The sequence below is a fragment of the Myxococcus sp. AS-1-15 genome, assembly GCF_020037055.1.
GTDB lineage: Bacteria > Myxococcota > Myxococcia > Myxococcales > Myxococcaceae > Myxococcus > Myxococcus fulvus.
In genome coordinates this window covers 365,721-388,892 of the sequence record NZ_JAIQDF010000012.1, presented here as the reverse complement: position 1 = coordinate 388,892, position 23,172 = coordinate 365,721, and the positions used below count along the sequence as shown (strand labels likewise).

The 23,172-nt window shown below is 72.7% G+C and carries 4 protein-coding genes; all 4 read right to left on the bottom strand.

The window, feature by feature from the left end:
* A partial coding sequence (locus K8625_RS29910; protein ID WP_223784634.1) for a type I polyketide synthase occupies nucleotides 1–5,397 on the bottom strand: 5,397 nt, incomplete at its 3' end.
* A complete protein-coding gene (locus K8625_RS29905; RefSeq protein WP_223784633.1) occupies nucleotides 5,394–13,415 on the bottom strand; it encodes a type I polyketide synthase in 8,022 nt (2,673 codons plus the stop codon). The genes K8625_RS29910 and K8625_RS29905, both read right to left, overlap by 4 nt.
* 75 nt (nucleotides 13,416–13,490) lie before the next feature.
* Nucleotides 13,491–16,817 (bottom strand): non-ribosomal peptide synthetase, encoded by a 3,327-nt coding sequence (locus K8625_RS29900; RefSeq protein WP_223784632.1) that lies wholly within the window; start codon nucleotides 16,815–16,817, stop codon nucleotides 13,491–13,493.
* Between the two features lie 53 nt (nucleotides 16,818–16,870).
* Complete coding sequence (locus tag K8625_RS29895; RefSeq protein WP_255666052.1) at nucleotides 16,871–22,993, bottom strand: type I polyketide synthase; 6,123 nt, start codon at nucleotides 22,991–22,993, stop codon at nucleotides 16,871–16,873.
* Nucleotides 22,994–23,172 lie beyond the last annotated feature (179 nt).

Here is a 23,172-nt window from a genome sequence, read left to right as displayed (position 1 = left end):
GCTCGGACCGTCGTGGTTCACCGCCGTCCCGCGAATCACCGCCAGCACTTCGTTCCCGTCCGCCACCGCGTCCGACAACCGCTTCAGCACCAGCACGCCGCAACCCTCGCCGCGCGCGAACCCGTCGGCCGAGGCGTCGAACGTCTTGCACCGACCCTCCGGCGAGAGCATGTGCGCCTTGCAGATGGACAGCGTGGCCTCGGGCGTGAGGATGAGATTCACGCCGCCCGACAGCGCGAGCGTGGACTCACCGTTGCGCAGGCTCTGGCAGGCCAGGTGCAGCGCCACCAGTGACGACGAGCACGCCGTGTCCACCGCCATGCTCGGACCGTGCAGCCCGAGCGCGAACGACAGGCGACCGGCGACCACGTTCAGCGAGGTGCCCGAGGCGAAGTACGCATCCACCGCCGCCGCATCCTGGTTGAGGATGACGCGCGAGTAGTCCGACGCGGTGACGCCCACGAAGACGCCCGTGTTCGTCTCTCGCAGCGAGTCCGCGTTGATTCCCGAGCGCTCCAACGCCTCCCAGCCGACCTCCAGCAACAGCCGCTGCTGCGGGTCCATGCTCTCGGCCTCGCGCGGGGAGATGCCGAAGAACTGCGGCTCGAAGCCCGCCACGTCGCGCAGGAAGCCGCCCTTGCGCATGTACATCTTTCCCGGCGCCTCCGGGTCCGAGTCGAACAGCGCATCCACATCCCAGCGGTCCGCCGGCACCTCCGAGGTGGCATCCACGCCGTCGCGCAACAGGCGCCAGTACGCCTCGGGCGTGTTCGCGTCCCCCGGGAAGCGGCAAGCCATGCCGATGATGGCGATGGGCTCGTCCGTGCGAGCGACGGCCTTGGGGGCCTCCGCGCGAGGCTTCTTCTCCTCCACGAGGCTCAGCAGGTGCTCGGTGAGCGCCTGCACATTGGGATGATTGAAGGCCAGCGTCGCCGGCAACGACTGCCCCACCACGCGCTGGAGCCGCTCCTTCAGCTCCACCGCCATCAGCGAGTCCATCCCCAGGTCCGCGAAGCCGCGTCCCGCGGGAATCGGCCGCTTCGGGTCCAGCCCGAGCACCCCCGCCACCTGCTGACGCACCGCCGCCTCCAACTCGTCCCGCCCCAGCATGGGCGCGGTGCGCGCCATCGGCGCGGCGGCGGTCTCCACGGCCTTCGTCCCCAGCGCCGCCAGGAACGGCCGAGGACCACGGGCTTCATAGATGGGCTTGAAGCGCTCCCACCGCACGCGCGCCACCGTGGCCTGCGTGACGTCCGCGCCGAGCAGTCGCTCGAACCACGCGACCCCCTCCTGGGTCTCCAGGGAGTCCACGCCCATGTTCACGAGCCACCGCTGCGCATCCGGCGAGGCCATGCCCCGGCCCGCCCACGGGCCCCAGTTGATGCTCGTCGCGACAAGCCCCTGTGCGCGCCGGTGCTGCGCGAGCGCATCCAGGAACGCATTGCCCGCCGCGTAGTGTCCGGAGCCCACCGAGCCCCAGACCGCCGAGATGGACGAGAAGAGGACGAAGAAGTCCAGCGAGTCCCCTTGCGTCAGCGCATGCAGGTGCCACGCGCCCTCGACCTTCGGCGCCAGCACGGCATCCAGCGCGGAGGCATCCAGCTCCCGCAGCCGCGCGTGCGTGGAGACACCCGCCGCGTGGACCACGCCCTTGAGCGCGGGCATCGTCGCGCGCACGTTCTCCAGCAGCGCCACCATCTGCTCACGACGGGAGACGTCCGCGCGCGCGAGCACCACCGTCGCTCCCGCGGCCTCCATCTCCCTCACCGCCGCGATGCGCACGGCCACGTCACCACCACGAGCCTCCAGGGCCTCCCACTCGGAGCGCTCGGGGAAGGCGCTGCGCGCCGTGAGCACCAGGTGCCGCGCACCCTGCTTCACCATCCAGCGCGCCACCTGCAGCCCGAGCTCTCCCTGGCCGCCCGTGACGAGGTACGTCGCCGCCGAGGCCAGCGTCGTGGCCTTCGCCGCGGGGAGCGGCTTCGACTCCAGCCGGGGGACGAACCGACGCCCGTTCCGGAGCGCGACCTGCTCCTCGCCCTCACCCGCACCGCGCATGAGGACGTCCGCCAGCGGCTCGCCCTCCGCCTTCTCCACGTCCACCAGCCCGCCCCAGCGCTCCGGATGCTCCAGCGCCGCCACGCGGCCCAGCCCCCACAAGAGCGCCTGCGACGGGTCGACCTCCGAGGACTCCACCGCGCAGGCCCCGCGCGTCACCACCCACAGTCGGCCGGTCAGCTCCGACGAGGACTCGAGCGCCCGCAGCGCGGAGACCACGCTGATGCAGCGCTCCCGGGTGCTGGTCCTCAGCGCGCCCGGCGACTCCACGCCCGACGCATCCAGGCCCCACAGGTGCACCACGCCCGCGCGCGGCAGGTTCGCCGGGAAGGCATCCTTCCACAGCTTCGCCAGCGCCACGCCGTCCGCGGGGTCCACGGCCAGGGCCCCCGGAGCGGAGGCGGCCCCCGCGTAGACCTTCACGTGCGGAACGCCCTGCTGCTCGAAGCGCGCGGCCAGCGCCTCACCCACGCCGCCCTGGTCGCACAGCAGCATCCAGGCACCCGGGACGCCCTGCCCGCTCGCCGTCGACTCCTCCCAACGCACCTGGAAGAGCGAGCCCGCGTCCAGCTCCGTCACCGCGCCGTGCACCGTGGCGCTTTCGGAGCGCCCCGTCGCGAGGCGAGGCGCCTCCGACGGCCAGTGACGCTGACGACGCCACGGGTAGGTGGGCAGGGCCACCTTCTGTCGCGAGGGCTCCGCGTCCACCGCGCGCCAGTTCACATCCTGGCCCCGGAGGAACAGCCGTCCCAGCGCGCCGAGCAGCTGCTCCGCGTCGGGACGCCCCTTGCGCAGCGAGGCAATCCACGCCGGCTGCTCTCCCAGACACGCGCGTCCCAGGCCCAGCAGCGTGGCCGTGGGCCCCACCTCGACGAACACGTCGATGCCCAGCTCGCGCAGCGACTCCATGCCCTCCTGGAAGCGCACGGCCTCACGCGCATGACGACGCCAGTACCCCGGCGCCCCCAGCTCGCCAGCGCCCACGGGCCGGCCCGTCACGTTCGACACGAGGGGAATCGTCCCCGGCAGCACCTTGACGCGAGCCGCCTGGGACTCCAGCGCCTCCAGCATCGGGTCCATCAGCGGCGAGTGGAACGCGTGCGAGACGACGAGCGCCTTGGTGCGCACGCCCTTCGCCTGGAGCTCCTGGTCCAGCCGCGCAATCACCTCTCCCGCGCCGGACAACACCACCTGGCCAGGAGCGTTCAGGCAGGCCAGCGACACCTGGCCCCGGTGCGGCTCCAGCAGCGGCTGCACCTGGGCCTCGGTGGCGAAGACGCTGAGCATCGCGCCTCCCGAGGGCAGCGCCTGCATCAGCCGGCCGCGCTCCGCGATGAGCGCGAGGCCATCCTCCAGGGACAGGTGGCCCGCGACGACGGCGGCGGCGAACTCGCCCACGCTGTGGCCCATCACCGCGTGCGGCACCACGCCCCAGCTCTTCCACACCTGCGCCAGCGCGTACTCCAGCGCGAACAGCGCCGGCTGGCTGTACTCCGTCTGGTCGATGGGCGACGTCGCGCCCTCCGCCGGGAAGAGCACCGACAGCAGCTCCATGCGGGGCTTCAGCAGCGCGGCGCACCGGTCCAGCGCCTCACGGAACACGGGCGACGTCGCGTACAGCTCGCGGCCCATGCCCACGTACTGGCTGCCCTGCCCCGTGAACAGGAAGGCCACCCGCGGGGCCTGGGACGCGGCCTCCGCCGAGGCCACGGCGTCCGAGACGTCCCCCTTCGCGAAGCCCTGCAGCGCCTCCGCCAGCGCCTGCGTCGAGCCGCCCACCACCGCCAGACGGTGAGCAAAGCGTGCTCGCGTGGTGTTCGCGGTGAAGCACACGTCCGCCGCGTCCAGCTCCGGGTGCGCGGACAGGTGGCTCGCGTACTGACGGACCTGCTCGGCGAGCGCGTCCTCCGACTTCGCCGTCAGGAGCAGCAGGTTCGAGGGGGGCCGGCTCGGCGCCGCCGAAGGCACCGCGCGCACGGGAGCCTCCTCCAGCACGACGTGCGCGTTGGTCCCGCTCATGCCGAACGAGCTGACGCCCGCGAGCCTCGGCTTCTGCGAGCGGGCCCACGGCAGCGCGCTCTCCGCCGGGATGACGAAGGCCGTGCCGTCCATGCGGATGCGCGGGTTGAGCCGGGTGAAGTTCAGGTGCTTGGGGATGCGCTCGTTGCGCATCGACAGCACCACCTTCATCAGGCCCGCGATGCCCGCCGCGGACTCCAGGTGGCCCATGTTCGTCTTCACGGACGCCAGCGCGCACTGGCTCCCATCCGCCCTCGGCGCGCCCACCACGTCGGCCAGGGCCTCCACCTCGATGGGGTCACCCAGCGACGTGCCCGTGCCGTGCGCCTCGATGTAGCCGATGGCCGAGGGCTCCACGCGCGCGTTCGCCAGCGCCTGGCGCAGGAGCGCCTGCTGCGCGAGCACGTTCGGCGCCGTCAGCCCCGTCGAGCGGCCATCCTGGTTGATGGCCGAGCCCCGCACCACGGCGAGGATGGTGTCCCCGTCCGCCTGCGCGTCCGACAGGCGCTTGAGCACGATGACGCCGCAGCCCTCACCGCGCACGAAGCCGTTGGCCCACGCATCGAAGGTGCTGCACCGCCCGTTCGGAGACAGCGACTGCGTGCGGGCAATCATCTCCGTGCTGAGCGAGTCCAGGATGAGGTTGACGCCGCCCGCGAGCGCCAGGTTGCACTCGCCCAGCCGCAGGCTCTGACAGGCCAGATGCACCGCGACGAGCGACGACGAGCACGCGGTGTCCACCGCGAGGCTCGGCCCCTGGAGGCCCAGCACGTAGGAGATGCGACCGGGCGGGAAGCAGTGCCCGTTGCCCGTGATGTAGTACGCGTCGAGCTGGTCCGCGCCCATGGGCAGCACGCGCTCGTAGTCGTTGCCGGTGATGCCCACGAAGACGCCCGTGGACGAGCCCAGGAGCTTCTCCGGGTTCTGCCCCGCGTCCTCCAGCGCCTCCCAGCTCACCTCCAGCAGGAGCCGCTGCTGCGGGTCCAGGCTCGCCGCCTCGCGCGGGGAGATGCCGAAGAAGTCCGCGTCGAAGCCGTCCACCTCGTCCAGGTACCCGCCCCAGCGCGGCGTGCCCGTGTCGGCGCCCGTGCGGCGCGACGCCGGCTCACGGCGCACGGCGTCCCGGCCCTCGTCGAGCAGCTTCCAGTAGGCCTCGGGCGAGTCCGCGCCCCCCGGGAAGCGGCACCCCATGCCGACGATGGCGATGGGCTCGGTGCGCGCCTTCTCGAGCGTGTCGAGCTTCGCCTGCACCTTCTGCATCGCGAGCACGGCGCGAGCCATGCGCTGCTTCAGTTCGTTCTCCTTGGTCGCGTCACTCACGATTCGTTCTCCAGCGCGGTCAGCGCATCGTCGAAGAGGTCCAGCAGGTGCTCATCCGAGAGGGCCGCGAGCTCCGCGGCGGACTCGTCGGATGGACGCTCCTGGTTCGCCTTCGACGGCGAAGGGGTTGAGGGCTCGCACACCGGCGCGAGCTCGAGTCTTTCGAGCAGGTGGACGCTCAGCGCGCCGAGCGTGGAGTGCGTCCACAGGAGCGTCGCGGAGAGCTTGAGCCCCAGGGACGCCTCGACACGGTTGCGAAGCTCCAGGCTCATCAGCGAGTCCAGGCCCAGCGCCCGGAACGGGTCCGCCCGGCCCACGCGCGAGGGCTCCAGTCGCAGAACCTGGGCAATCCGCTCGCGCAGGTGTGATTCCAACAGCTCCAGGCGCGCGCCCGGCTCCGCCTGCTTCAGCGTGCCCAGGAAGTCCGAGCCGGGACGGGCCACCTCACCGCGTCCCTCCGCGCTCAGATCGGACCAGACGCGCAGCGGCGCCACGGACGGGAAGAACTCCAGCCACTGGCGCACGTCCAGGCGTACCGCGGCGGCCTGCGTGGCGCCCTCGTCGAGCAGCCGCTGGAGCAGCTCCTCTCCTTCACGTGCGATGAAGCTCGCCATGCCCTGGTACGCCAGGCGCTCGCCGCGGTTGGACTGCGCGGCGGCCAGGCCCACATCGGAGAACGGACCCCAGTTGACGCTCGTCGCGGGCAGCCCCACCGCGCGCCGGTGATGCGCCAGCGAGTCCATCGCCGCGTTCGCCGCCGCGTAGTTGCCCTGGCCCGGCAGGCCCAGCAGCGACGCCACGGACGAATAGAGGACGAAGAAGTCCAGGACCTCGCCTCGCGTCAGCTCGTGCAGGTTCCACGCGCCGCGCACCTTGGGCGCCATCACCGTGCGCAGGTGCGACGGCGTCAGTCGCGCCAGGGTGGCGTCCTCCAGCACGCCCGCGCAGTGCAGCACGCCGCGCAGGGGCGGCAGCGCTCCGTCACGCGTCCTGGCCAGCGCGTCGCGCAGCTGCTCCGCGTCCGCGACGTCGGCCTGGGCCACGACGACTCGCGCGCCCTGCGTCTCCAGCTCCGTCAGCGTCTTGCGCGCGGTCTCCGACGGAGACGAGCGACCCATCAGGAGCAGGCTCCGCGCGCCGTGCTCCACCAGCCACTTCGCCGCGGAGAGGCCCAGTCCGCCCAGACCACCCGTCACCAGATACGTGCCGTCCGCTCGCACGCGGAAGCCCGAGCGCGCGGGGGCCACCTTCAGCGTGGGGTCCTCCATGCCGATGACGAGCTTGCCGGTGTGCCGACCCTGCGCCATCTCGCGGAAGGCGTCCGCCACCCGCGAGACGGGGAAGCGCTGGTACGGCAGCGGCCGCAGCGCGCCCGACTCCACCTGCTCCATCACCTCCTGGAGCAGCCGCGCGAACAACACGGGCTTGCGCTCCTGGAGTCCCGCCAGGTCGATGGCCGTGTACGAGATGCTCTTGCGGAACGGCGTGAGCTCCAGCGCCCGGCCGTCGTAGATGTCGCGCTTGCCGACCTCCAGGAAGCGCCCCTCCGGACCGAGCAGCTCCAGGCCGCGCGGAATCGCGTCACCGGAGAGCGAGTTGAGCACCACGTCCACGCCCTCGCCGTTCGTCAGGCGCTTCACCTCGTCGGCGAAGGCCAGCGTGCGCGAGTCCATGACATGGGCGATGCCGAGGGTGCGCAGGAACTCGCGCTTCTCGGGCGTGCCCGCGGTGGCGAAGATTTCAGCGCCCCGGGCCTGGGCCACCTGCACCGCCGCGAGTCCCAGTCCGCCCGCCGCGGAGTGGATGAGGACTCGCTCCCCCTTCTGGAGCCGCCCCAGGTGCTCCAGCGCGTACCACGCCGTCATGAAGACGAGCGGCACGGTGGACACGTCCTCGGCGCTCATGCCCTCGGGGCACGGGCGCACGAAGCGCGCGTCCGCGATGACGTGCGAGCCCAGGCTGCCTCCGGCCACCGCCACCACGCGCTGTCCGACAGAGAGCCCCGTGACGCCCTCACCCACGGACACCACGCGGCCCGCGCACTCACCGCCCAGCGAGACGGGCCCGGGAGGCAGGCCCGGATAGATGCCCATCGCCTTCATCACGTCGATGAAGTTGAGGGCCGCCGCCTCCACCTGGACCTCCACCTCGCCCTGGCCAGGACGACGTCGCTCGGCCACCCGCGCCACCAGCCGGTCCAGCACACCGGGCGTGGGAATCTCCACGCGGAAGGCACGTCCCTCGACGGGGAGCCTCGGCTCGGCGGACTCGCGCGACGCATCCACCGGGAGACGCCGCGCCAGTCGCGCCGCGTGCCGTCCCTGGGTGCGCAGCGCGACCTGCTCGTCCTTCGCGCCCGCGAGCACCTCCTCCGCCAGCAGCGAGGCCGCCGCGTCCGAGGACAGCGCCTCGACATCGACACAGGTGCACCGCAGCTCCGGGTGCTCGTGCGACACCACGCGGCCCAGGCCCCACAGCGAGCCCTGCACCGCGTTCACCCGGGGCTCTCCGCCCACGGCCTGCGCGCCCTTCGTCACGAGCCACAGCCGGGGCGCGGTCCGCCACCCCGCGCGGGTCAACTCCTGCACCAGATGCAGCGCGCCGCCGCACAGCCGCTCGGCCTCGTCGCTCGCGCGGGCTCCGGACACCTCCACCTCGGAGGCCTCGAGCGCCCACAGGTACACCACGCCTCCGCACGACTCGCCCTCGGAGAAGGCCTCGGTCAGCAGTCGTTGGAAGTGCTCGCGCGAACCGGGGGCCACCGCGAAGTGCCGGGCGCCGAGCTTGCGGAACTCCGCCCCCGCCTCGACCTTCACGCACGTGCCGCCCCGTGCCTCGAGCTGGCTCACGAGCGCGGCGCCATGCCCCTGGCCATCCATCAGCACGAGCCACGGCGCCTCGGCGGACGGCGACGTCGCGGGCGCGTCCACGCGGTGCCACGCCATCTCGAACAGCGCCCGGTCCTGGGCCACCAGACGCGCGTCCCGCTGTCCCGCCAGGGGCGCCAGCACCATGCCGCGCACCTCGGCGACCGGCAAGCCCTCCGCATCGAGGAGCCACACGTCTCCCTGCCGAGTCGTCTCCCCTGCCGCGGGCTCCGACAGGCGAGCGTGTGCCCAACGCACCGGCGTGCCCGCGCGACTCACCGCGAAGCGGCGCACGCGCACCGGGACGTGGGTGCCACCGCCCGACGGGAACGCCTCCAGGAGCACCTGCAGGCTCGCGTCGAGCATCGCCGGGTGCAGCCCTCGCACGGCGCCCAGCGCCTCGGGCACCTCCAGCCGCCCCAGCGCCTCACCGTCGCGACGCCACACCTCGCGCAGCCCCTGGAACGTCGGGCCGTAGCTCAGACCGCGCTCCTCCATCTCGCCGTAGTGCGCGGAGCCCTCGCGGACCTGCGTGCACCGACGTCGCACCTCGTCCAGCGACACAGCGGACGGCGTGGCCTCCATGGCCAGCGGTCTCACGGTGCCGGACGCATGCACCGTCCACACCTCCGCGCTCTCGCCCGACACGGGCACGAAGCTGGAGACCTTGAACGACGCGCCCTGCGCCGACTCCGACGTCAGCACGAGCTGGGTCGGCCGCGAGCCCTCCTCGGGCAGCGCCAGCGCCTCGTCGATGCGCACGTCCTCCAGGGCCCACGTCCCCTCGCCCAGTCCCTCGCGCGCCGCGGCCAGCGCCCAGTCCAGATAGGCCGCCGCCGGGAGCACCACGGTGCCCTGCACGCGGTGGTCCTTCAGGTACGGCAGCTTCTCCACCGCCACATCCACATCCCAGAACCGCGCCCCCGGCCGGAGCGAGGAGCGCCGCGACACCCCTAGCACCGCGTGGCCCTGACCCGCGCTCCTCGAAGCCCCCGCCGCGCCCGGCTGGAACCAGTACCGCTCTCTCTGCCACGGGTACGTGGGCAGCGACACCTGACGGCCCTCCGCGGGTGTCACCGCGCGCCAGGAGACCTCGCGCCCCTCGGTGTAGAGGCGGCCGAGCGACTCCAGCATCACCACCCGCTCGGGCTGCTCGCGCCGCAAGGACGGCAGCACCGTGCCCGGCTTGCCCAGGTGCGCGAGCGTCTGCTCGATGGAGGGCAGCAGCACCGGGTGCGCGCTCACCTCGACGAACAGCCCGTGGCCCGCGGCCACCAGGGACTCCACCACCTGCGACAGCAGCACCGGCTCTCTCAGGTTGCGCACCCAGTACGCGGGCGTCAGCTCCGTCCCCTCCGCCACGCGCCCGAGCACCGTCGAGTGCAGCGCCACCTCGCTCGCGCGCGGGGAGAGCCCGTCGAGCAGCTCCAACAACTCCGCGCGCAGCGGCTCCATCTGCGGGCTGTGCGAGGCCACGTTGACCTTCACCGGCCGGCAGAAGACCTGACGCTGCGTCAGCGTCTCCAACACCTGCTGGAGCGCCTGGGGATCTCCGGAGAGCACCGTGGAGCGAGGGCTGTTGCTCGCGGCCACCGAGAGCCGGTCCTCCACGCCGCGCAGCACCTCGCGCGCCTCGTCGAGCGACAGCTCCGTCACCGCCATGGCGCCCTGGCCGCTGGTGCGAAGGAGCAGCCGGCTGCGGCGGCAGATGATGCGCGCCGCGTCCTCCAGCGTCAGGGCGCCGGCCACGTGCGCCGCGGCCACCTCGCCCATGCTGTGCCCCACCACCGCGTCCGGGGTGATGCCCCACGAGCGCCACAGCCGCGCGAGCCCCACCTGCATGGAGAAGAGCGCTGGCTGCACCACGTCGATGCGCTCCAGCCAGCCCGCATCACTCGACGCCAGCACCTCGAGCAGCGACCAGTCCACGAAGGCCTTCAGCGCCGCGTCGCAGTCCTCCATCGCCGCGCGGAAGACGGGCTCGCTCCGGAGCAGCTCACGCCCCATGCCCACCCACTGGGAGCCCTGGCCGGGGAACACGAACACCACGGGCGTCCGCGAGGACGCGGGCCCCTGTCCCACCACGAGCCCCGGACGCGGCTCCTGCCGCAGGAAGGCCTCCAGTCCCTCGCGCGCGCCCGCCAGGTCCCTCGCCACGAGCGCCAGTCGCTGGTCCAGCGAGGAGCGGTGCAGCGCCAGCGTCGCGGCGATATCCGCGAGCGACGTCGACGACGCGGGGTCGCAATGCGGCACTAGCGAGCGCGCCAGGTCCGTCAGCGCCCGCGGCGTCCGGGCGGACAACGGCAGCAGCACCGCGCCGTCCACCGTCGGCGTCCCCGGCCAGCAGACCGACACGCCCCAGGCGTACAGCGCGCCCAGCGCATCCAGCAGGCCCCCGCGCGCGTCGTCGCGCCGCATCGAGGCCACCGTCAGCGCCTTCCGCTCCGTCCGGGCCAGCGCCTGCTCGAGCGAGCGACGCATCACCGGGTGCGCGCTCAGCTCCACGAAGGTGTCGATGCCCTCCGCCGCCAGCTTCTCCACCGCCTGCGTGAAGCGCACCGGCTGACGGAGGTTGCGGCTCCAGTAGGACGCCTCCAGCGACGCGCCCTCCAGGTCCTCTCCCGTCACCGTGGACACCCAGCGCGGAGCGCTCATCCGGGGCTTCATCCGCGCGAAGGCCGCGTCCAGGTCCTCGCGGATGGCGTCCATCTCCGGGCTGTGCGCAGCCACGTTGACGGGGATGCGCGAGCAGAACACGCCGTGCGAGGACAGGTCCGCGAGCAGCGCGTCGAGCGCCCCCGCCTCACCGGACACCACCGTCGTCGACGGGTCGTTGAAGCCCGCCACCACCACCCGCCCCTCCAGGGGCGTCAGCAGCACCTCCACCTCGACGCCCGGCAGGCCCACCAGCGCCATGCCGCTGCGGCCCGCGGTGCGCTGCTGCAACCGGCTGTAGTGGTGCACCAGCCAGACGGAGTCCTCGGTGCCGAGCGCGCCGGTGATGCAGGCGGCCACCACCTCGCCCAGGCTGTGGCCCACCACCACCTCCGGCTCCACGCCCCACGAGCGCCACAAGGCCGCGAGCCCCACCTGCACCGCGAAGAGCAGCGGCTGCACCACGTCCGCGTCCTCGGCGCGCGGATGCGGCGTCACCAGCGCCTCCACCAGCGACCAGCCCGCCAGGGGCCGGAAGGCCGCGTCCAGCGCCTCCACCTTCGCGCGGAACACCGGCTCGCGGTGCAGCAGTTCGCGTCCCATGCCGTCCCACTGGGAGCCCTGGGGCGTGCACACGAAGGCGATGCGCGGCGAAGGCCGCTCCCCCCTGCCCACCACCAGCCCGACGCGCTCCTGTCCCGCCAGGAAGGCCCGGGCCTCTTCCACGAGCTCGGCGCGCGAGCGGGCCATGAAGGCCACCCGGTGCGAGCCCTCGCCCACGTCGCGCGCCCACGGCTGGCACAGCTCCGCCAGCGTCTCGAGGGACGCGGCGTCAGACGCGCGGGCCGCCACCCTCTCGACCTCGGCGCGCAGGCTCGCCGCATCCGACGCCGCCAGCGGCAGGAGCTCCGCGCGCGAGCCCGGGGCCTCCTCCAGCACCAGGTGACAGTTCGTCCCGCCCCACCCGAAGGCGCTCACGCCCGCGAGCGCCTTCTCGTCCTCCGCGGGCCAGGGCGACAGCCGCTCGGGGACCTTCAGGCGCAGCGTCCCGAAGTCGATGAGCGGATTGGGCGCGTCGAAGTGCAGGTTGGGCGGCACGCGGCGGTGCGACAGCGCCAGCACCACCTTGAGCAGACCGGCGATGCCCGCCGCGCCCTCCAGGTGACCGATGTTCGTCTTCACCGAGCCGATGAGCAGCGCGCGCTCCGCGTCCCGCCCCTCGCCCAGCACCGTGCCCAGGGCCCCCGCCTCGATGGGGTCGCCCAGGGCCGTGCCGGGGCCGTGCGTCTCCACGTAGTGCACGCGGCTGGGCGTCACCCCGGCGCGCGCGTACGCGTCACGCAGCAGCGACTCCTGGGCCGCCGCGCTGGGCGCCGTCAGGCCGTTGCCGAAGCCGTTGTTGTTCACCGCGCCACCGCGGATGACGCAGTAGATGGGAACACCGGCCGCCTGCGCCGTCGACAGCGGCATCAGCGCCACCATGCCCGCGCCCTCGCCGCGCGCGAAGCCGTTGGCGTCCGCGGCGAAGGCCTTGCTCGCGCCATCCGGCGACAGCCCACCGAACTTGGTGAGCGCCACGCTGGTCTCCGGCGCGAGCAGCAGGTTGACGCCGCCCACCAGCGCCAGCCGGCACTCCCCCGCACGCAGGCTCTGACAGGCCAGGTGCGCGGCCACCAGCGACGACGAGCACGCCGTGTCCAGCGTGACGCTCGGCCCGCGCAGGCCCAGCGCGTAGGAGATGCGGTTGGCCACGATGTTGAGCGCCTGTCCCGTCGCGGTGTGCGGCGTGACGGCCGCGCACGCGTTCTGGTGCAGCACCGCGTAGTCGTGCCAGATGGCGCCCACGAAGACGCCGGTGCTCGAGTCACGCAGCCCCGTCGCCGGCACGCCCGCGTCCTCCAGCACCTCCCACGCCAGCTCCAGCATCAGCCGCTGCTGCGGGTCCATCTCCGCCGCCTCGCGCGGGGAGATGCCGAAGAAGAGCGGGTCGAAGCCCTGCACGCCGTCCACGAAGGACGCCCGGCGCGCCACCATCTTCCCCGGGGCCTGGAGCTCGGTGTCGTGGTACGCGTCGATGTCCCAGCGCTCCGCCGGCACCTCGCGCATGGCGTCGTAGCCCTCGCACAGCCGTCGCCAGAACGAGGCCACGTCCGGCGCACCCGGCATGCGGCACGCAAGGCCCACCACCGCGATGGGCTCATCCACCGGACGCGAGGCCGACGTCGTCGCCACCGGCCGGGCCTCCGGCTCCGCGCGGCCCGACAGCGCCGCCGCCAGCGCGTGAATCGACGGGTGCCGCCAGAACAGCAGGGGCGACACGGGGCGGCCCAGCACGCCGGACAGCTCCGTCATCAAGGCCACGACCTTCACGGAGTCCAGCCCGTAGCGGCTCAGCCGCTCCTGGGGGTCCAGCGTCTCCAGGCCCAACAGCGCGGTGATTCGCGCGACGAGCCACGCCTGGATGGCCTGCTCCGACATCGAACTTTCAGCCGTCATCTCCACGCCTCTTCCGCCCACGCCGGGGCCATGAACCTTCACGTCGGGCCTCGTCGGCCCGTGCCTCGGGGTGACTCAGCTCCGACGCGCCTTGCGCGCCCGGAAGAACTGCTCCTGCTTGCGCAGGCGCTCGGCCCGCTCGTCGTTCGACGGCTCGGCCTGCTTCTCGGGACCCCGGTCCAGGTACTCGGCCAGCGCGCGGATGGTCGGAAAGCGGTACAGCTCCGTCATCGGCATCTTCCGGCCCAGCCGCCGCTGCAACGACATGTGGATCTGCGTCAGGTGCAGCGAGCTGCCGCCCACGTCGAAGAAGTTGTCGTCGATGCCGAAGTGCGCGCCGCGCAGCGCGTGACCCCACAGCTCGTGCAGCGCGCGCTCCAGCTCGCTGCGAGGCGCGACGGGAGGCATCGCGCTCCGGGAGGCCGCGGCCACCGGCGCCGCCAGCGCCTTCTTGTCGATCTTCCCGTTCGGCGTGAGCGGGAACGCGTCCAGGAACACGAAGTGCCCCGGCACCATGAAGCGCGGCAGGCGCTGCTCCAGGAACGCCCGCAGCTCGCGCGGCTCCACCTTCTCGGAGCACACCAGCCAGGCCACCAGCTCCATGTCCCGCGAGGGCCCGGGCCTGGCCAGCACCAGCACCTCGCGCGTGGCGGGGTGCTTCGACAGCGCCACCTCGATTTCACCCAGCTCGATGCGGTAGCCGTTGAGCTTCACCTGGTCATCGCGCCGGCCCAGGTAGTCGAGGTTCCCATCCGCGCGCCACTGCGCGACGTCACCCGTGCGGTACATGCGCCGACCGGGCATGAACGGGTCCGGCACGAAGCGCTCGGCCGTCAGGTCCGGCCGGTCCAGGTACCCACGCGCCAGGCCGTCCCCCGACAGGCACAGCTCGCCGGGCACGCCCCGGGGCACCAGCCGCAGGTCCTTGTCGAGGATGTAGACGCGCGTGTTCGCCAGCGGCTTGCCGATGAGCACCTTCGGGTCGTCGCCCGGGAAGCGGTAGCAGGTGCTGTACGTCGTGTCCTCGCTGGGGCCGTACAGGTTGCGCACCTGGATGGGCAGGCCCTCCAGCTGGGACATCACGCTCTGCGGGATGGGCTCGCCCGCCATGTTCAGCACGGTGACGTTGCCCAGGTCCGCGCCCGCCGCGAGCAGCTCCTTCACCACGGAGGGCACCGTGTTCACGAGGATGCGCGACTCGCTGTCCAGGTACTCGGAGATCTGCAGGCTGTTGCGCAGCAGGCGGACCCGCCGCCCCACCGACAGCGTGTAGAACATCTCGAAGATGGACAGGTCGAAGCAGTACGACGTGCCGAAGAAGGTGACGTCGAAGTCCGTCGCGCGGAACTCCGTCTGGCACCAGCGCAGGAAGGACACCGCGCTGTGGTGCTCGATGAGCGTCCCCTTGGGCCGGCCCGTGGAGCCGGACGTGTAGATGACGTACGCCAGGTCCTCGCAGCCGGGACGGTGCGCCACGTCCTCGTCCGAGTCCCCCCGCGCGGTGGTGATGTCCACGCACCCCGCGGGCGAGCCCTGGCGCGCCGTCTCCAGGAGCTGCGGCTCGGTGAGCAGGACGCGGCTGCTGCTGTCCTGCAGCAGGTAGCGCACGCGCTCGGCCGGGTACGCCGGGTCGATGGGCACGTAGGCCGCGCCGGACTTGAGGATGCCGAGCGTGCCGATGAGCAGCCACTCGGTGCGGTCCACCATCAGCCCCACCAGCACGTCCGGGCCGGCCCCATGGTGCGCGCGCAGGTAGTGCGCCAGCCGGTTGGCCCGCGCGTTCAGCTCGCGGTACGTCAGGTGCGTGTCCCCCACCGACAGCGCCACGGCGTCCGGCGTGCGGCGCACCTGGTCCTCCACCAGGTCCACCATGGAAGGCCCGTCCACCCAGTCCATCGGCCGGGGGTTCAAGCCCAGCAGCAGCTCCTCGCGCTCGGACGCGGACACCACCTCCAGCGCGTCACACGTGGCCGACGGGCGCTCCACCGCGTCCGCCAGCAGGCACTCGAAGCGCTCCAGCAGCCGGCGCGCGGTCCGCGCCAGGAAGAGGTCCGCGTTGTAGTGCAGCGCCAGCACCAGCCGCTCGCCCAGCTTCAGGCACTCCATGCCCACGTCGAACTGGGCCTCCTGCTGCGGCAGCACGTACGGCGACAGCGTCAGCCCGTGCACCTGGAACGTGCGGCCCTCGTCCACGGACAGGCCGAGCATCGCCAGCGGGTCGCGGTCGCTGACCGGCAGGTAGTTGAACATCACCTGGAAGACCGGCGGGCGCGACGCGTCCCGGGGCCCGCCCAGCTTCGCCACCAGCTGCGGGAACGGGTACGCCTGGTGCTCCAGCGCCTCCAGCACCCGCTTCTGCAGCTCGCGCGCGAAGGCGCCGAAGCCCAGCCCCTCGTCCACCGAGGAGCGCACCACCACGGGGTTGACGGCGTAGCCGACGACCTCCTGCAGCGCCGCGTCCTCCGCGGACATGAGCGTGTTGGTGGGCGTCCCCACCAGCACGTCGCGCTGGCCGGTGTGCCGCGACAGCAGCACGTGGAAGCACGCGAGCAGGAAGGTGTACAGCGTCACGCCCTGCTCACGCGCCCGGGCCTCCGCGCGGCGCACCAGCCCCCGGTCCAGCTCGTGGATGACGGTGTCACCGTGGCAGCCCTGCTCCGCGGGCCGGGGCTTGTCCGTGGGCAGCTCCAGCGCGGGAGGCGCTCCCGCGAGGCGCTCCTTCCAGTAGCGCTCCAGCACCTCGCCACGAGGACCGCCGAGCAGCGCCTGCTCCCACTCCACGAACTGGCGGTACTGCGTGCGAGGCGCCGGCAGGCTCGCCGTGCCCCCGGTGACGAGCTGACCGTAGAGCTCGAGCAGCTCCCGCTGGAGCACCTGCAGCGCCCGCGCGTCGTTGGAGACGTGGTGCTGGGTGAAGACCACCAGGTGCTCGCCGCCGTCCACGCGGGTGACGCTCAGCCGGGCCACCGGCCCCGTCGTCAAGTCGAAGGGCTTGCGCACCTCCTCGATGAGGCGGCGGCGCACCTCCGCCGGGGACACGCCGCGCGAGTCATTCAGGGTGAAGGGGAGCGTGCCCTTCTCCTGGACGCGCTGGAGCAGCCGCCCGTCATCGCTGACGCCGTAGGTGGTGCGCAGCACCTCGTGCCGCTCCACCAGCGCCTCGGCCGCGCGGCGCAGGGCCTCCACGTCCAGCGGGCCGTGCACGCGGAAGGAGAACAGCGTGTGGTACGCGTGGTTGTCCGGGTCGGACTGGTGCAGGTGGAACAGCGCGGCCTGGCCGTAGGAGAGGGCGAAGGGCTCCTGCACCGCCGCCACCCGCGGGGCCGCGTCCTGTCGCGCCAAGAGGCGCTTCAGGAGCTGCTTCTTCTCCTCCAGGGACATCGATTCGGTGTCTCGAGACATGACTCGGCTCTCCTCGCCGACGGCGAGCAATGGATTCGGGAGGCTGTGGACGCTCAGGACGCGAGGCGCTCGCGAAGCAGCGAGGCGAGTCTCGCGACGTGAGGCTCCAGACTCATGGTGAGGTGATTGCCTTCCACCTCGTGGATTTCGATGCCGCCTCGGGCCTTCCCAATCCAGCCGTACTCCGGATGGTGGGGGATGAGGTGGTCCCGGACACTGGCCCGGAAGTAGAGGATGCGGGTGTCGACCGGCTGGGCCGCGTAGCGCAGCAAGGCCTCGTTGTGCGCGCGCCACAGGCGCAGGAAGCTGCCGCCGTTCTCCTGGTTCATCCGGACGAAGGCGTCGGACATCTCCGGCGAGAGCTTCTTCACGTAGTCGAGGACGAAGTCGTCCGTCACCGGCTCCGAGTGGCGCACCGTGCCCCCGTCATCCGAGGGCGTGTCGAGCATCGCCAGGAGGTCCACGCGCTGGCCCAGCGCCGTCAGCCTGCGGGCCATGTCGAAGGCCACGGTGCCGCCCATGGAGGAGCCGCAGAACAGGTAGGGGCCCTCGGGCTGGAGGCCCCGCACCAGCTCCAGGTAGTGCAGCGCCATGTCCTCGATGCGGGTGTCGGGCGGCACCTCGCCCTCCACGCCGCGCGCCTGGATGCCGTACACCGGCTGCTCCTTGTCCAGGTGCCGCACCAGGGGCAGGAAGCCGAACACCGAGCCGCCCGCGGGGTGGATGCAGAACAGCGGCGTGCGTCCGGGCACGCCCCGCTGCAAGCGCACCACGCCAGCGGGCAGCGCGGGCTCGCTCGGCGCCGCCGGAGCGGAGGTCGACGAGGGCCGGGTGGCGGACACCTGCGCGCCAATCTGCGCCGCGGAGGAGTGCTCCAACAGCGCGTTGAGCGACAGCTGCACGTCGAGCCGCTCCCGCAGCCGCGCGCTCAGCTGCACCATCAGGAGCGAGTTGAGGCCCAGGTCGTAGAAGTTGTCGTGGATGCCCACGGCCTCCACGCCCAACAGCTCCGCCAGCGCCTCGCACACCTGCGTCTCCACCTCGTCGCGCGGCGCCACGTAGGCCGTGCGCTGCGCGGGACGCGGCGCCTTCGCGCCCTGCTTCCGGGAGGCGGTGCTCTCGGGGCGCTGGGCGGCGCGGGCCTGGAGGGGCGCGCGGGACACGTAGACGTGCGCGCCCTCGAAGCCCGCGAGGATGCGCGTGAGGGCCTCCACGCCCTCCTGGTTGCTCAGCGCGCCGGGCAGCGTGAGGCGCCCGGGCGTAGCGACACCCGGAGTCCCCTCCGCCGTCGGCGCGGAGAACGTCTGGTGCATGTCGTCGAGCCGCTTGAGGGTGAAGCCCTCCACGTCCACCACCACCCCGCCCTGCTCGTCCATCAGGGTGATGTCGAACACGCGCAGCGACGCCGCGTCCTCGGTGTCATGCCGCCACCGCGTGTGCACCCGCACGCGCGCGGGGACGGGCCCGTGCACGGTCAGCCGACGGTAGGTCAGCGGCAGGAAGAGCCCCTGGGCCGCCGCGCCCGCCGTGCCCTTCTCGCGCAGCTCCAGGAGCCGCGAGTACCCCGTCACCACGTCGAGCAGCGCGGGGTGGAACCGGTAGACGCCCAGCTCCTCCCGGTACGCCTCCGACAGGGAGAAGGTCGCCAGCAGCTCCCGCCCGCCGAAGAACAGCCGCGAGTCCACCGTCGTCCAGCGCGGGCCGAAGAAGATGTGGTGCTCGTCGGCGTCCCCCATCAGCGACTGCGCGGACTCCAGGGCATCGGTGCACCGAGACTCCGCCTGCGCCAGCGGGTGGGCCCGAGCGGCGCCCTCCGTCCAGCGCGCGGTGCCCAGCACGTGCTCCTGCCACACGTCCTCGCGCGAAGAGGCGGGGCGGCTCTGGACGCGGAAGCGAAGGCGCTCGCCCGAAGGACTCAGCACCAGCCGCACCTCGCGGCGCTCTCCCGGCATCACCGTGAGCGGCGTCACGAAGACGACGTCGCTCAGCTCCACCGCCATGCCCGGCCGCTCCGCCGTCAGCGCGGAGACGACCATCTCCAGGTAGCCCGTGCCGGGCATCAACGGCTGACCGAGCACCCGGTGCTCATCGAGCACCCACTGCAGCTCGGGCGCCATCACCTGCGTGTAGACGAGGTCCTCGCCCTCCACGCGGCGCATGCCCAGCAGCGGGTGCCCCGGCAGCAGGCCCCGCGTCGAACGGGCGCCCGCGCCGCGCAGCGCCGCCACGGCCATGCCCGCCTCGCCCCACGTGTCCCAGCCGACGGACACGGCGCGCAGCCCTGTCGAGCGCAGCAGGTGGGCGTAGCCGTCCAGGAAGGCGTTCGCGGCCGCGTAGGCCACCTGCCCCGGCTCGCCGCGCAGGCTCGTCACGGAGGAGCACAGGACGAAGGTGTCCGGAGGGTCGGCCGCCAACAGCCGCCCCAGGTGCAGCGCCCCGAGCACCTTCGGCCGGAACACGGCCTCCACCTGCTCGCGCGTCTGGAGCTGGAGCGCGCCGCCCCCCGGCACGCCCGCCGCGTGGAGGACGCCCTCGATGCGACCGAAGCACTCCCGGGCCCTCGCCAGCGCCGAGGCGAGCTGGACCTCGTCGCCCACGTCCACCGCCAGGGGCAGCACCTCGGCCCCCAGCCGCTCCAGGGCCTCGAGCTTCTCCAGCCGCTCCCGGTCCTCACCGTGGAGCTCCCCCGAGTCCCGCCGGGGCACCGAGCGCCCCAGCAGCACCAACCGGGCCTGCCGCGTGCGCGCCAGGTGCTCCGCGAAGACGAGCCCCATGCCGCCGAGCCCACCGGTGATGAGCCACGTGCGCCCGGGGAGCGGCGACTCCGCTCCGGAGGCCTCCGTCGCCGGCAACGCCACGGGCGAGACGCGCGGCCCCCAGCGCTGCGCTCCACGCAGGGCCACCACGCCCGCCGTCTCCTCGGCGGAGAGCTCGTCCACGAGCGCCCGCGCCAGGCCCTCCGAGGGCGTCGCGGCCACATCCACCAGCCGGCACGTCAGCCCCGGCACCTCCAGCGAGATGCCCCGGCACGCGCCCAGCAGCGTCGCCTTCTCCGGCCGCTCGCGCTCACCCTCCACCACCGCGTGGACACCGTCGGCCACGGCCACCAGCGCCACGGGCCGTCCACCGCCACGCTCACCGAGCGCCTGCGCCAGCCACAACAGGCTGTAGAGCCCCCGCTCCTGCGCGGGTCCCAGCGTCGAGGGCGTGAGGGAGACCTCCGAGGGCCCCGTCACGCTCCAGGCATGCACCACGCGGTCCGGGAGCCGGCCTTCCTTCGCCAGCGCCTCCACCAATCGCTGGTGGTCCTCGCGGCTGCCGGGGCGCAGGCGATAGAGCCCGTCCTCCCGCCGCTCGAACACGTCCCCCGACTCCACGCGCGTGACGAGGGCCGCCGCGACGCCCAGCTTCGCGAGCGCCTCCCGCGCCAGCTCCGAGTCGTCCAGGAACCAGAGCCACCGCTCCCCCTCGACGCGAGCGCGCGGCGACGGACGCGGCAGCGGGGCCCACGTGGTGACGTGGAACAGGCCCTCGTGCGCATCGCGCGCGGCGGCGACGGGCGCCTCCGTGGGAGCCTCCACCCAGTGGCGCTGACGCTCGAAGGGATAGGTCGGCAGGTGGACGCGGCGACGAGGCGCCTCGCGCCACAGGGCCGCGAGGTCCAGCGCGCCACCGGCCTCCCACAGCCGCCCCAGCGTCTCCAGCAGCACCCGGCCGTCATGGGCCGCGGCCTTCGGGTGGCGCATCGTCGACAGGATGGTGGCCGTGGCGCCCTTCTCGGGGAGCATCCGCGCCAGCGCGCCGAGCCCGTTGCCCGGCCCCACCTCCAGCAACACGCGCTCCTCGCGCAAGAGCGTGCCCACGCCCCGGGCGAACTCCACCGCCTCGCGCATGTGGCGCACCCAGTAGTCGGGCGACGTGGCCTCCGCGGGGGTGATGAAGCGCCCGGTGAGGTTGGAGACGAACGGGATGCGCGGCGCGGACAGCGTCACCTGCTCCACCACCCGGCGGAACGCCGCCAGCGCGTCATCCACCATGTACGAGTGGAACGCGTGCGAGGTGCGCAGCGCGCGCGCCTGGACACCCCGGCCCGACAGCGTCGCCGCCAGCGCGTCCACCGCCTCGGGATGACCCGCCACCACGCAGGAGGCCGGGCCGTTCACCGCGGCCAGCGACAGCCGCTCGTTCAGCAGGCTCCGCACCTCCTCGCGAGGCAGCGGCACCGAGAGCATCTTCCCCGGCGGCAACGCCTGCATCAGCTTGCCGCGCAGCGCGATGAGCCGCAGCCCGTCCTCCAGCGGGAAGACGCCCGCGAGGCACGCGGCCACCCACTCCCCCACGCTGTGGCCGAGCATCGCCGAGGGCTCCACGCCCCGGGACATGAGCAGCCGCGCCAGCGCGTACTCGACGACGAAGAGCGAGGGCTGCGTCAGCTCCGTGCGCGCCAGCCGCTCCGTCGCCGCGTCGCTGGCCTCCGCGTGGAGCACCTCGCGCAGATCCAGCCCCAGGTGCGGCCGGAGCAGCGCCGCGCAGCGGTCCACCGTGTCGCGGTACTCCGGCTCCGTCTCGTACAACCCGCGCCCCATGGACGCGTACTGCGAGCCCTGCCCCGGGAACAGGAACGCCACCGGCGTCTGTCGGGCCGCCACCGGCTCCACCGGGAGCCTCGCCTCCAGCGCCCCGGCCGCCTGGGCCACGTCCGCCGCGACCAGCGAGGCGCGGTACGGCAGGAGCTTGCGCCCCATCGCCAGCGTGAAGGCCACGTCCCCCAGGTCCACCGAGGGCTCCCGGCGCAGGTGCTCGGCCAGCCGCAGCCGGGCGCGCTCCAGCGCCTCGGGCGTCCGCGCGGACAACACCAGCAACTGCTCGCCCTGGCTCGCCGGCATGGACTCCTGGGCCGGAGCCTCCTCCAGCACCACGTGGGCGTTGGTGCCGCCGATGCCGAACGCGCTCACGCCGGCGCGCCGGGGCGCGCCCAGCTCGGGCCAGGGCGTGGGCTGGGTGACGACGCGGAAGTTGCCCGACTCCAGGTCCAGGTGCGGGTTGGGCTTCTCGAAGTGCAGCGACGGAGGGATGGCGCCGTGGCGCAGCGAGAGCGCCACCTTCATCAACCCGGCGACCCCCGCCGCCGCGTCGGTGTGGCCCAGGTTCGACTTCACCGAGCCCAACAGGAACGGCGTCTCTCGGGGCCCCTCCGAGGCGAAGGCCCGCGTCAGCGCGGCGACCTCGATGGGGTCTCCCATGGGCGTGGCGGTGCCGTGCGCCTCCACGTACGCCACGCTCGCGGGGTCCACGTCCGCCAGCGTGTACGCGGTGCGAATCACCTCCGCCTGCGAGTCCACGCTCGGCGCGGTGTAGCCCACCTTCGAGGCGCCATCGTTGTTGACGGCGCTGCCCTTGATGACCGCGTAGATGGCGTCGCCGTCCCGCACGGCGTCCTCCAGCCGCTTGAGCACCACACAGCCCACGCCATGGCTGAAGACGGTGCCGCCCGCCCGCGCGTCGAACGTCCGCGTGGCGCCGTCCTTGGACAGGATGAAGTTCGGGTTGTGCAGGTAGCCGGTGCGCAAGGGCAGCGTGACGGCCGCCCCGCCCGCGAGCGCCATGTCCGACTCGAAGCTCAACAGGCTCTGACACGCCAGGTGCACGGCCACCAGCGACGTGGAGCACGCCGTCTGCACCGTGAGGCTCGGACCCCGCAGGTTCAACTTGTAGGAGACCCGCGTGGACAGGAAGTCCTTGTCGTTGGAGATGAAGGCCGCGAAGAACTCCTCGAGCGGCACCGGCACGCCAGGACGCGCCAGGTGCGTATAGAGGTAGCTGTTGAGCCCCACCCCACCGAAGACGCCCACCGGCATCCCCGTCAGACGGGTCGGGTCATAGCCCGCGTCCTCGAACGCGGCCCACGCACTCTCCAGGAACACCCGCTGCTGCGGGTCCAGCAGCTGCGCCTCCCTCGGGCTGAAGTCGAAGAAGCCCGCGTCGAAGCAGTCCGCGTCCGCGATGACGCCCTTGGCGCGCACGTAGGCCGGATTGCGCAACACCTCCGCCGGCACGCCCGCGGCCAACAACTCCTCATCGCGAAACCGCGAGATGGAGTCGACACCACCGATGAGATTCTCCCACAGTTGAAGAGCGCTCTCTGCCCCCGGAAAGCGCCCTGCCATGCCAATCAAGGCAATGCCTTGCAACTCCTGGCCCCCTGTATCCATCGACTTCAGCCCCTGATGAAGCGCGTGTTCCCCAAACACACAGTAGCATGTCCTATTCGGATTCAAATCATGCTTTCAGATCTTCCAGTGACAGCGGATTGGGCGAATCTTCCGAAGGAATCAGGGAGTCCTCGTTGCGAGAA

Bases quoted from the DNA above. Each gene is read 5' to 3' on its own strand.
- K8625_RS29905 (WP_223784633.1), bottom strand. From the start codon at position 13,415: ATGACGGCTGAAAGTTCGATGTCGGAGCAGGCCATCCAGGCGTGGCTC.
- K8625_RS29900 (WP_223784632.1), bottom strand. From the start codon at position 16,817: ATGTCTCGAGACACCGAATCGATGTCCCTGGAGGAGAAGAAGCAGCTC.